The 9,459-nt window shown below is 68.8% G+C and carries 6 protein-coding genes; all 6 read right to left on the bottom strand.

The features are described 5' to 3' along the window. Window positions 1–662, bottom strand: a 662-nt coding sequence (locus tag VF536_RS13210) for a VIT domain-containing protein (RefSeq protein WP_331615313.1), incomplete at its 3' end; no start/stop codon positions are given. A 154-nt stretch (window positions 663–816) separates the two neighbouring features. Beyond that, window positions 817–2,880 carry a M3 family metallopeptidase gene (locus VF536_RS13215; protein WP_331615314.1) on the bottom strand — a complete coding sequence of 688 codons (2,064 nt, stop codon included), beginning with the start codon at window positions 2,878–2,880 and terminating at the stop codon, window positions 817–819. Between the two features lie 139 nt (window positions 2,881–3,019). Beyond that, entirely contained in the window at window positions 3,020–5,128 is a 2,109-nt protein-coding gene (locus VF536_RS13220; RefSeq protein WP_331615315.1) for a methyl-accepting chemotaxis protein, read from the bottom strand. A 145-nt stretch (window positions 5,129–5,273) separates the two neighbouring features. Then, a complete protein-coding gene (locus VF536_RS13225; RefSeq protein ID WP_297531341.1) occupies window positions 5,274–5,819 on the bottom strand; it encodes a chemotaxis protein CheW in 546 nt (181 codons plus the stop codon). 21 nt (window positions 5,820–5,840) lie between these two features. Continuing rightward, a complete protein-coding gene (locus VF536_RS13230; RefSeq protein ID WP_331615316.1) occupies window positions 5,841–7,742 on the bottom strand; it encodes a methyl-accepting chemotaxis protein in 1,902 nt (633 codons plus the stop codon). Window positions 7,743–7,813: 71 nt separating this feature from the next. Beyond that, on the bottom strand, window positions 7,814–9,459 hold a 1,646-nt coding region (locus VF536_RS13235), incomplete at its 5' end, for a chemotaxis protein CheA (protein ID WP_331615317.1).

A 9,459-nucleotide genomic window follows, 5' to 3' on the forward strand; every position in this document is an offset into this window, starting at 1 on the left:
GTCAGCTGGGAGGGGGAGGCGCCGTCGATCCGGACGTCCACCGCCAGGCGGTCGACGGCACCGTTGAACTGCAGCGGCAAGCGCCAGATCGGCGCGGTGCCGGCTCCGGCGCTCTCCAGCGATTCGCGGATCTCCAGCACCACGCGACGCGTGCCACCTGCGGGCAGCGGATAGACCTGCAGCTTGTAGAAGTTGCCCTCGGTCACCTCGAGCAGGGCCGGATCGACGCGATTGCGGATGGTGTCTTCGTAGACCTGGCGGCCCTTGGCTTTCTCGACCGGCACGGCGCGGCGCAGCACGCCGTTGATGTCGAGCGAGAAACCGGTGACCGTCTGGCCGCCGTTGAGCGGGAACTGGAGCTCTCCGGAGAGCACCCTGGCGTTGGGGTTGAACAGCGTGAGCTCGACGCGGGAGACCGCGGAACTGCCGCTGATGCGGCCCTGCACCGACACCTGCTGCAGCCGGATCGGCGTGCTGGCGTCGGCGGCCTGGATCGAGATCCAGCGCACCGGCGGCGGAAGCGGGGGCGGCTTGATCGAGGGGGGCGGCGGCGGCATGACCGGCGACAGCGCCATCACGGCGCTCGCGCCCAGCAGCAGGGCCAAGGCCGCGACGGCGCGGCTCAGCGCGCCGGTCCTGCGGCGCGATCGGTCATTCGGCATGCGATGTCTCCCTCGAGGGGCGCCGGTCTGTCGCCCGCGCCCTGAACGCCATGTTGCCAGCGGCTCAAGCCGCCGGCGCCACCGGGTTTCCCTCGGTTCCGGGAGGAACGCGAGCCCGGGTCTCGCGGTTGACGAGGTCCCCGGGATCGCGGGGTCAGGCCATGCCTTGATGCCTCAGCAGCGCGTCGATCTGCGGCTCGCGGCCTCGGAAGGCCTTGAAATTGTCCATCGCGTCCCGCACGCTGCCCATGGACAGGATCTCGTCGAGGTAGCGCCGGCCCGTCGCCGGGTTGAACACGCCTTCCTCCTCGAACGCGCTCCAGCAGTCGGCCGAGAGGACTTCCGCCCACTTGTAGCTGTAGTAGCCCGCCGCATACCCGCCGGCGAAGATGTGCGAGAAGCTGTGCTGGAAGCGGTTGAAGGCGGGCGGCGGCAGCACCGACACCTCGTCGCGCACCTCGGCCAGCAGCTCCTGCACGCGCGTCTCCGAACCCGGCTCCGCATGCAGCCGCATGTCGAAGAGCGAGAACTCGATCTGGCGCAGCGTCTGCAGGCCGGCCTGGAAGTTCTTCGCCGCCAGCATCTTGTCGAACAGCGCGCGCGGCAGCGGCTCGCCGGTGTCCACATGCGCGGACAGCTGCTGGATGACTTCCCACTCCCAGCAGAAGTTCTCCATGAACTGGCTCGGCAGCTCGACCGCGTCCCACTCGACGCCGGAGATGCCCGACACGCCCAGTTCCGCCACCCGGGTCAGCAGGTGGTGCAGGCCGTGACCGCATTCGTGGAAGAGCGTCGTGACGTCGTCGTGCGTCAGCAGCGCGGGCTTGCCGTCCGCGCCTTGCGGGAAGTTGCACACCAGGTGCGCGACGGGGATCTGCTCGGCGCCGGTGCCCGCCAGGTCCGGCCGCGCCCAGCGGCTGCGCACCTCGTCCATCCACGCGCCGGGCCGCTTGCCGTTGCGCGCGTACAGGTCCAGGTAGACCTGTCCGATCAAGCGGCCATCGCGGCGCAGTTCGCAGAACTGCACCGACTCGTGCCACACCGAGGCCTTCGCCGGCACCAGCTGCACGCCGAACAGGCGGTCGACGATGCGGAACAGGCCGTCCAGCACATGCGGCAGGGTCAGGTATTGCCGCACCTCCTGGTCGGAGAAGGCGTAGCGCGCTTCCTTCAGCTTCTCGGACACGAACGGCAGGTCCCAGGCCTGCAACTCGTCCATGCGCAACGCCGCCTTGGCGAAATCGCGCAGCTCGTCGAGATCGCGCTGCGCATAGGGGCGGGCGCGACCGGCCAGGTCGCGCAGGAATTCCAGCACCTGCGCGGGCGAGGTCGCCATCTTCGGCACCAGCGAGGCCTCGGCGAAGCTGGCGAAGCCCAGCAGCCGTGCCTCCTCCTGGCGCAGCATCAGCAGTTCCTGCATCAGCGGGCCGTTGTCCCACTCCGGCTTGTCGCCGAGCTCGCTGGCCCGCGTCACGTAGGCGCGGTACAGGCGCTCGCGCAGCGCGCGGTCTTCGGCGTACTGCATCACCGGCATGTAGACGGGGAAGTGCAGCGTGAGCTTGTGCGTGTCGGGATCGGTGTTGCCGTCCTTCTCCGCCGCGGCACGGGCGTTGGCGATCACGTCCGCCGGCACGCCCTTCAGTTCGGAGGCTTTCGCGAGGTGGCTCCAGCCGTCGGTCGCGTCCATCACGTGTTCGGAGAAGGCCTGGCCGAGTTCGGCGCTGCGTTCCTGGATCTTCGCGAAGCGCTCCTTGGCCTCTCCCTGCAGTTCGGCGCCAGACAGGACGAAATCGCGCATGGCGTGCTTGAGCAGCTGCGCGCGCTCGGGCGTCAGGCCGGGCAATGCGGCGATCGCCTTGTATTTGGCGTAGAGCGCCTCGTTGGCGCCGAGCGCGGTGTAGAACTCGGTGACCGCGGGCAGCATCGCGTTGTAGGCCTCGCGCAGCGCCGGGGTGTTGGCGACCGCGTTCAGATGGCCCACGGCGCCCCAGGCGGTGCCCAGGCGCTCGGACGCGACGTTGAGCGTGCGGGACAGGAAGTCGTAGTCGGCGGGGGCCTCGGACGCCGTGACCTGGTCGAGGGCCTTCTGGGCCTCGGTCAGCAGATCGGCGATGGCAGGCTGGATGTGCGAGGGGTCGATCGCGGCGAAGTCGGGCAACGACGCGGTCGAGAGCAAGGGGTTCGCGGCGGCGGGCGCGGCGGCGGCGGTGTCGGTCATGCAGGCCTCGTGAATCTGTCGAAATGCCGGGACAGTGTCTCAGCGTTTCGCGCGCGTCAGCGCGGGAGCTTTCTATCGTGGGGGCGGCGTCCGGGCTATCAAGCCGGGCCGGCCGCGCACGAGACCTGCATTCTCCGCTTCAGAACGTCTCCCAGTCGCCGTCGTCGGCCGCTGGCGCGGACCGGGGTGGCGGCGAGGCGACCGCGGCCGCAGTCGTGGGTTTTGGCGAGGGTGAGGGCGACGGCGACGGCATGGGCTTGGGGGCCGCGAGCGTCGGAGGAGCAGGGGACTTGGGCGCACCCTTGGCCGCCGGCTTCGTCGTGGCCGCCGACGGGCTGGATGGCGAGGCCTTCAACGACGAGGAAGACGAGGAAGGGGAGGAAGGCGGGGCGACAGCCGCCGGCTTTGCCGGCTTGGCGGTCCTGGCGACCGGCGCCATCCCCTCCGCACCCAGCCGGAAGACCGACACGATCTCGGTCAGCCGGTGCGCCTGGTCCTTCAGGCTCTCCGCGGCGGCGGCAGATTCCTCGACCAGCGCCGCGTTCTGCTGCGTCATCCGGTCCAGCTGGACGACGGCATCGTTGACCTGCGCGATGCCGCTGCTCTGCTCGGTCGACGCGGCGGTGATCTCGCCGATGATGTCGGTCACCCGCTGCACGCTGCCCACGATGTCGTTCATCGACTCGCCCGCCGCCCGCACCAGCCGCGAACCGGCCTCGACGCTGGTCACGCTGGCGCCGATCAGCGTCTTGATCTCCTTGGCCGCCTCAGCGCTGCGCTGCGCCAGCGATCGCACCTCGCTCGCGACGACCGCGAAGCCGCGGCCCTGCTCCCCGGCGCGCGCGGCCTCGACCGCCGCATTCAGCGCCAGGATGTTGGTCTGGAAGGCGATCCCGTCGATCGTGCCGATGATGTCGTTGATCTTCTTGGAGCTGGCGTTGATCTCGTCCATCGTCGAGACCACCTGGCCGACGACCTCGCCGCCGCGCGCCGCCGCGCTGGAAGCGCTCGACGCCAGCTGGTTGGCCGTCTGCGCCGCGTCGGCGGTCTGGCGCACCGTCGCGGTCAGTTCCTCCATCGAGGACGCCGCCTGCTGCAGGTTGGACGCTGTCTCTTCCGTGCGCTGCGACAGGTCCTGCGAGCCGATCGCGATCTCGCTCGAGGCGGTCGTGATGGAGTTGCTCGCCGACCGCACGTCCAGCAGGATGCGCTGGATCTTCTCGGCGAACAGGTTGAACGAGGACGCGATCCGGCCGACCTCGTCGCGGCCCCCCGCGGGCAGGCGCTGTGTCAGGTCGCCGTCGCCGGCGCTGATGTCGTCGAGTGCGGCGCGCACGCGGTCCACGCCGCGCAGCATCGCGCTGATCGTGCCGGTCATCGCCAGCGCCGCGATCGCCATCATGATCAGCGCCGTGATCACCGCGGTGCGCAGCAGCGCGCTCAGGGAGGCGAGGGCCTCGTCCTTCTTCGCCGCGACGAAGAGCTGCCAGTCGGTGTCCGCGATCGGCGTGCCGCTGACCAGGAAGGTGTCGCCGCCGACGGTCGCCTCCACCCAGCCCGCGGCCGGATCGAGCGCCGTCGCCAGCGCCTGCGGCGTCAACTGCTCGGAGACGGCGGTGGCGTCCTTCAGTGCCAGCTTGGCGTCGGGGTGCGCGACGATCTTCCCGTCCTTGGACATCAGGAACGCGAAGCCGCCCGGCGTCGGCTTGATCGCCTGGACCGTCGCGACGACGTCGTCCAGGAAGACGTCCGTGGCGATGACGGCCTTGGTGGCGCCGCCGCTCTTGTCCGCCGCGGCGAAGGTGACCACCAGCCGGCCCTTGGAGGCGTCCATGTAGGGCGCCGTCAGCACGGTGCCTGACGCGGAGGCTGCACCGGTGTACCAGGGTCGCCCGGTGGGGTCGTAATCGGCCGGCAGGTTCTGCGGGGTGTTGAAGACGATCTTCTTGTCGGCGAAGCCGACGTAGGCGGCTTCCAGTCGCCCGGATTTCGCCGCCTGCTGCAGCAGCGGCACCGGATCGGCGGCCGCGACGGCCGGCTGCAGGGAGGCGACGATGTCGCGCTGCGACCGGACCCACTGCCGGATCGCGTCGGAGCGCGCCGCGGCCAGTTCATCCAGGGATTGGGAGACCTGCTGACGGGTATGCCCCCGCACGGTCACGTAGTTGGCGACGGTGATCGCCAGCAAGGTCAGGGCGACGATGCCGACGCCCAGCGCGATCAGCCGGGTCTTGATCGAGTCGAACATGAACGGGCTCCTTGGCTGCTGCCGGCGCCGGGCACTACGCTCTCTGGCGCCATCCCCCCACGTACCACGCTCTCTCTTCACGCGCCGTCACGGCGCGGACCGACCAGAAAAAACGCCCGGGCGGGCCGGGCGTCTTGTCGTTCGATCAGGCCATCGTGACCGCGTCCATCAGTCCCATGTCCGCGCTGGACATCAGGCCCTCGATGTCGATCAGGATCAGCATGCGCTCGGCGACAGCGCCGATGCCCATGATGAAGCTGGTGTTGACGGTGCTGGCGCTGAGTTCCGGCGCCGGACGGATGACGTCGCGGTTCAGTTCCAGCACGTCGGACACCGAGTCCACCACCGCGCCGACGACGCGGTTCTTGACGTTCAGCACGATGACGACGGTGAAGCTGTTGTATTCGGCCGTGGCGCAGCCGAGCTTCAGGCGCAGGTCGACGATCGGCACGATCACGCCGCGCAGGTTCACGACGCCCTTGATGAAGTCGGGCGCGTTGGCGATGCGGGTCGGCTGCTCGTAGGAACGGATCTCCTGGACCTTCAGGATGTCGATGCCGTATTCCTCCTGACCCAGGCGGAAGGTCAGGTATTCACCGCTGGCGGGCGCGGCGTTCGCGGCGCCTTGCGGGACCAGCGCGCCGGAGTTCGCTTGCACGACTTGCGTGCCGGTTTGTTGGACGATTTCCATGTGTTGACCTCGTGCGGCTGATTAGAAGGTTTCCCAGTCGCCGTCGTCGGCGGTGGTGGCCGGGACTGCCGGCTTGGGAGTGAACGGTGCGGGCGCGGCCTTGGGCGAGGCCGCGGGCTTGACGACGGCCGGCTTGGCCGCCGTCGTGGTGGTGGTCTTTGCTGCCGACGTGGCGGCTGGTTTGACGTTGGACGTGCTCTTCACGACCTTGGCGCCCGTCGTCTTGGCCGTCGCGGTCTTGACCGGCGTCTTGCCGGCCGGCTTGACCGATGTCGTCGTCGGGTGAGCGGACGGGGCCGGCTTCGAAGCGGTGTCCGACTTGGCGGTGAATGCGGTCGTCGACAGCGCTGGTGCCTGGCCCGACACGCGGAAGCGATCGACCACGCCGCCCAGGCGTTCGGCCTGGTCCTTCAGACTTTCCGCGGCGGCGGCGGACTGCTCGACCAACGCGGCATTCTGCTGCGTCATCTGGTCGAGGTTGCTGACGCCCTGGGTGACCTGGCTGATGCCGTCGCTCTGCTCGCTGGACGCGGCGGTGATCTCGCCAATGATGTCCGTCACGCGCTGCACGCTGGAGACGATGTCGCTCATCGAGCTGCCGGCTTCCTGCACCAGGCGCGAGCCGGTCTCGACGCGCTCGACGCTGGCGCCGATCAAGGTCTTGATCTCGCGGGCGGCCTCGGCGCTGCGCTGGGCCAGGGAGCGGACCTCGCCGGCCACGACTGCGAAGCCGCGGCCCTGCTCGCCGGCGCGCGCGGCTTCCACGGCGGCATTCAGCGCCAGGATGTTGGTCTGGAACGCGATGCCGTCGATGGTGCCGATGATGTCGCTGATGCGCTTGGAGCTGGCGTTGATCTCGTCCATCGTCGAGACCACCTGGCTCACCACTTCGCCGCCCTTGGCCGCCGCGCCGGACGCGGAGGAGGCCAGCTGGTTGGCGGTGCGGGCCGAGTCGGCGGTCTGCTTGACGGTGCCGGTCAGTTGCACCAGCGAGGAGGCGGCTTCCTGCAGGTTGGACGCGGTCTGCTCGGTGCGGCTGGACAGGTCCTGGTTGCCGGTGGCGATCTCGACCGACGCCGTGCGGATCGAATCGGCCGCCGTGCGCAACTGGCCGACCATCGACTGCAGTGCCTCCTGCATGTGGTGCAGCGAGCGCATCAGCTTGGACGCCTCGTCGACGCCTTCGACCGGCTTCATTGTGCGCGACAGGTCGCCTTCGGCGATCGCGGCGGCCAGGGCTTCGGCGTCGGCCAGCGGCGCGCAGATCGTCTGCATGTTGAGCAGCGTCAGCGGCACCACGACGATCGCGGCGAACACCAGCACCAGGCCGAAGGTCCACAGCACGCCGCCTTGCGTTTTCTCGATGCCGACGCGCATGTCTTCGGCTTGCACCTGCATGCGCTTCTCGACCTCGTCGAGCTGCTTCTCGGCTTGCGCGACCTGATCCTTGGCCGGACCCAGCAGCCGGTCGGCGACCGCGGCATGGTCATAGGCGCCGGCTTCGAGCTGGGTGACCACGTTGGAAGCCTTCTGTGCGTAGGTCTCCAGAGACGCCTTGATCTGCGCCAGCGTGGCCTTGTCGTCGTCCGGGCTGAGCGCCGACACGGCGTCGAGGTGCTCCGCCGCCGCCTTGCGGGCGGCGTCCCATGCGGCGTGGGCGGTCTTCACCACCTCGGGCTTCTCGTAGTTGATGATCATGTCCTTCTCGTAGCGACGGATCTCTCCCATCGCGCCGTGAAGGCTGCCTACGCGCTGGCCGCGCGCCGCGGATTTTTCGAGGAACTCCTGGGTCTGGCCGCGCATCGACTGCATGCCGAACAGGCCGACGCTACCCACGACCATCAGCAGCGCCAGCACGATGCCGATCGCGCCGATCATGCGGGTCCGGATGCTGAATTGACGCATCAACGCGCTGAAATTCATGTCTACCTCTTATGCGTTGGGCGCCGGCCTGTCGGCCGACGTCCGCCCTGATTCAAAAACGTCCGGGAATCTCAATGACGCGAGCGGCGCACCAGGCTGCCCACGTCCAGGATCAGCGCCACGCGGCCGTCGCCCATGATGGTCGCGCCCGAGACGTCTGTCACCTTGCGGTAGTTCGCCTCCAGGTTCTTGACGACGACCTGCTGCTGGCCGAGCAGCTCGTCCACCAGCATCGCGACACGGCCGCCTTCGGCCTCGACCACGACCATGATGGAGCTGACATGCTCGAAGTCGAAGCGGGGGACGTTGAAGACCTGCTCGAGTTCAACCACCGGCATGTATTCGTCGCGGACCTCGACCACGCGGCCGGAACCGCCGACGGTCTTGATGGTGTCGGACTGGACCTGGAAGGACTCGACCACCGACGACAGCGGGAGGATGTACACCTCTTCGCCGACGCCCACGCTCATGCCGTCCATGATGGCCAGCGTCAGCGGCAGGCGGACCGAGACCTTCATGCCGTAGCCTTCGGCGGAGTCGATCTCCACCGTGCCGCCCAGCGAGGTGATGTTCTTCTTCACCACGTCCATGCCGACGCCGCGGCCGGAGACGTCGGTGACCTGGTCCGCGGTCGAGAAGCCCGGCGCGAAGATCAGGCCCCAGACTTCCTGGTCGGTCATGGTGTCCGGCGCGTCGATGCCCTTTTCGCGGGCCTTGCGGATCAGCTTCTCGCGATTCAGGCCGCGGCCGTCGTCGCGCACTTCGATGACGATGGAGCCGCCCTGGTGGGAGGCGACCAGCGTGATCGTGCCCTGTTCGGGCTTGCCCTTGGCGACGCGGTCGGCGGGCGACTCGATGCCGTGATCGCAGCTGTTGCGCACCAGGTGGGTCAAGGGGTCGGTGATCTTCTCGACCAGGCCCTTGTCCAGTTCCGTGGCTTCACCCTGCGTGACGAGCTCGACCTTCTTGCCGAGCTTGGCCGCCAGGTCGCGCAGCATGCGCGGGAAACGGTTGAACACGACCGACATCGGAATCATGCGGATCGACATGACCGATTCCTGCAGGTCGCGCGTGTTGCGCTCCAGGTCGGCCAGGCCGGAGGCCAACTGCTGGTACAGGCCCGGGTCCAGGTTGCGGCTGTTCTGCGCCAGCATCGCCTGCGTGATGACAAGTTCGCCGACCAGGTTGATCAACTGGTCGACCTTCTCGACGGAAACGCGCAGCGTGGACTGGTCCGGACTCGCGCCGCCGGCGCGCGGGGCGACCTCGGTACGCGCGGGCGCTGCCGGCTTGGCCGTGGGCACCGGCACGCTGGCCTTGGGCGCTTCGGCCTTGGCTTCGGCGGCGGTCGCTTCGGGCACGCCGGGGGCGTCGTCGAAGAAGCCGTAGCCGGGGTCCTCGTCCTTCTTGGTTTCTACCGGAGCGCCGGGGGCGCCTTCATGGAAGCCGAAACCTTCGCTCAGCGGCAGCAGCTTGACCTGCTCGCGCGAGACGTGGAAGGTGAACAAGTCCAGCAGATCGTTGTCGGTGCTGCTCGTCAGCACCTTGAAGCGGCGCATGCCGTCGGCGGAGATGCCGCCGTCCAGCGGCTCGATCGTGCCGAGGTCGGTGATTTCCTTGAACAGCTCGACGAGGTTGTCGGCCAGCGTCAGGTCGGTCAGCGGGCCGACCTGCAGTTCCAGCAGGCGGGCGCCGGGCTTGGCGGGCGCGGCCGGCG

The sequence above is a fragment of the Roseateles sp. genome (genome assembly GCF_036486225.1).
In the GTDB taxonomy this organism is placed as follows: domain Bacteria; phylum Pseudomonadota; class Gammaproteobacteria; order Burkholderiales; family Burkholderiaceae_C; genus Roseateles.